The organism is Thiohalocapsa sp., from assembly GCF_019695415.1.
In the GTDB taxonomy this organism is placed as follows: domain Bacteria; phylum Pseudomonadota; class Gammaproteobacteria; order Chromatiales; family Chromatiaceae; genus Thiohalocapsa.
Map to the genome: position 1 here is coordinate 1 of NZ_JAIFKJ010000352.1, position 2,617 is coordinate 2,617.

General features: G+C 72.0%; 1 protein-coding gene. It reads left to right on the forward strand.

All coding sequences use genetic code 11. From position 1 onward, the window contains the following. Positions 1-2,384, forward strand: a 2,384-nt coding sequence (locus I6U14_RS10095; protein WP_296898984.1) for an AMP-binding protein, incomplete at its 5' end; no start/stop codon positions are given. Between the last annotated feature and the right edge of the window lie 233 nt (positions 2,385-2,617).

The following is a 2,617-nucleotide window of genomic DNA, read 5'->3' on the forward strand; positions in this document are numbered from 1 at the left end:
ATGCGGCACTCCGGCAGCAAGCCGCCCGCGTCGCCGGGGGCCTCACGGCGTCGGGGCTCGAGCCCGGCCAGCGCGTGGCCCTGATGCTGCCGACGGGCATGGACTACTTCACGGGCTTTTACGGTGTGCTGCTGGCAGGGGGCGTACCCGTGCCCATCTACCCGCCGGCGCGCCCGGAACAGTTGGAAGATCACCTGCGCCGCCATGCCGGCATCCTTGCCAACGCTGGTGCCACGCTGTTGCTCACCGTACCCGAGGCGCGCATCGTCGCCCGGCTGCTGCGGGCCTGGGTGCCGTCTCTTCGGGCGGTGCTGACGCCGGCGGACCTCGCAGATGCCGCAGCCATTGCGGCACCCACACCGCGGCGGCCCGAGGACATGGCCTTCCTGCAATACACCTCCGGCAGCACCGGCCAGCCCAAGGGGGTGATGCTCACCCATGCCGACCTGCTCGCCAACATCCGCGCCATGTGCGACGCCGTCGCGGCGAGCCCCGATGACGTCTTCGTGAGCTGGCTGCCGCTCTACCACGACATGGGCCTCATCGGCGCCTGGCTCGGAAGCCTCTACTTTGGTGTACCTTTGGTATCCATGTCGCCGCTCGCCTTCCTCGCGCGGCCGCTCAAATGGCTTCAGGCCATCCACCGCCACCGGGGCACCTTGTCCGCGGCGCCCAACTTCGCCTACGAGCTGTGCCTGAAGCGCATCCATGGCGACGAGCTTCAGGGCTTGGACCTCAGCTGCTGGCGCCGTGCCCTGAACGGCGCCGAGCCGGTGAGCGCGGAAACCCTGGAGCGCTTCGCCGCGCGCTTCGAGACCTGCGGGCTCAAGCCGGACGCCCTGGCACCCGTGTACGGCCTGGCCGAGGCCGCGGTGGGGCTGACCTTTCCACCCGCCGCCCGCGGACCGGCCATCGACTGCATCGACCGCGAGCGCTTCGCCACCGCAGGCCGCGCGCTGCCGGTGCCCTGTGACGCCCCTGACGCCCAGCGCGTGGTGAGCTGCGGCCGGCCGCTGCCGGGCTATCGGCTGCGGATCGTGGATACTGACGGCCAAGCACTGCCGGAGCGCCGAGAGGGCCGCGTCTGGTTCCAGGGCCCGTCCGCCACTCAGGGGTATTTCCGCAACCCGGAGGCCACGGCGCAGCTCATCCATCATGTTGGTGACTCTCAGGGGGGCGAGCGCTGGCACGACACCGGCGACCGCGGCTACCTCAAAGACGGCGAGCTGCACCTGACCGGCCGGGTCAAGGACATGATCATCCGCGGCGGCCGCAACCTCTACCCCTACGAGCTGGAGCAGGCCATCGGCGAGCTGCCCGGCGTGCGCAAGGGCTGCGTGGTGGCCTTCGCAGCGCCGGACCCGCAGCGCGGCAGCGAGCGGCTGGTGCTGGTGGCGGAGACCCGCGAGCGCGATCCGGCCAAGCGCGCCGCACTACGGCGCAGGGTGCGCGAGCGCGCCACCGAGGTGCTCGGGCTGCCGCCGGAGGAGATCCTGCTCGCCCCACCCCGGGCCATCCCCAAAACCTCAAGCGGCAAGCTCCGCCGCGGCAGCGCCCGGGAACGCTGGGCCGCGGGCAAGCTCACGGCGGGCACGCCGACGCCCGCCTGGCAGCTGCTGCGGGTGGGCGCCGCCGGGCTGCGCAGCATGGCGCTGCGCTTCCTGCGGCGCTTGCCTGCCCGCGCCTTTGCCGCCTACGCCTGGCTGCTCTTCGCGCTGCTCGCCCCACCCTGCTGGCTCGGCATGGTGGCGGCACCGACGCTCAGGCTGCGCTGGTGGTTCGCACGCACGGGCGTCGGGCTGCTGCGGCGGCTCTGTCTGGTGCCGATGGCCGTGCAGGGCCACGAGCACATCCCAGCGCCCGGCCAGCCCTTCGTGCTGGTCTCCAACCACCAGAGCTATTTGGACGTGGGCCTGCTGATCCAGGTCGTCCGGCGGCCCATCGTCTTCGTCGCCGCCGAGCGCCTGCGCACCAACCCCGTCATCCGCTGGCCCATGCAGCGCCTGGACAGCCTGTTCGTGGACCGCTTCGACCTGCTGCGCGGGCCGGAGGAGATGCAACGCTTCAAGGCGATCCTCGCCAGGGGCCAACCGCTCGGCTTCTTCCCGGAAGGCACCTTCCGCGCCCAGCCGGGCCTGCTGCCCTTCCGCATGGGCGCCTTCATCGCCGCCGCCGGCGCCGGCGTGCCCGTGCTGCCGGTGGCCATCCGGGGCAGCCGAGATCTCTACCCCGGCGAGACCTTCTTCCCGCACTGGGGGCGGGTCGCGGTCAGCATCGGCGCACCGCTTGAGCCGACCGGCGACGACTGGCAAGCGGCGGTGCGGCTGCGCGATGCGGCGCGGGACTTCATCGGTGAGCATGCCGGCGAGGCGCCTGTCGGCTGACCATGACGTGTCAACCACTCCGACAGAGGCACACCGACGCAGGCACACCGCCGACGCCAGTCACCCGCCGATCCAGAACCTCACCCCAAGCCATCCACGGGGCTGCGCACCGGCAGCACCCCGGACGGGGCGCGCGGCGTTACCCTGCGCGGCGGGAAGGCGTTCTGGAGGTGGGCAGATGGCGAGACCGCTGCGGCTGGAGTTTGCCGGCGCGCTGTATCACGTAACAGCAC